The organism is Streptomyces ochraceiscleroticus, assembly GCF_000720485.1.
GTDB lineage: Bacteria > Actinomycetota > Actinomycetes > Streptomycetales > Streptomycetaceae > Streptomyces > Streptomyces ochraceiscleroticus.
Map to the genome: position 1 here is coordinate 1 of NZ_JOAX01000110.1, position 322 is coordinate 322.

General features: G+C 67.7%; 1 protein-coding gene. It reads left to right on the top strand.

All coding sequences use genetic code 11. The annotated features are described in order from the left end of the window. Positions 1–322 (top strand): carboxyl transferase domain-containing protein (locus tag IG84_RS0137420; RefSeq protein ID WP_031067997.1); only part of this gene is annotated, 322 nt, incomplete at both ends.

Sequence of the window (322 nt, forward strand, 5' to 3'; positions counted from 1 at the left end):
GTTGACCGCCCGGGAGCGGATCGACCTGCTGCTGGACGAAGGATCCTTCGTCGAACTGGACGAGTTCGCACGGCACCGCTCCACCGACTTCGGCATGGCGGAGAACCGCCCCTACGGCGACGGCGTGGTCACCGGCTACGGCACCGTCGACGGCCGCCCCGTCGCCGTCTTCTCCCAGGACTTCACCGTCTTCGGCGGCGCCCTGGGCGGCGTCTTCGGCGAAAAGATCGTCAAGGTGATGGACTTCGCGCTGAAGAACGGCTGCCCCGTCATCGGCATCAACGACTCCGGCGGCGCCCGCATCCAAGAAGGCGTGGTCTCC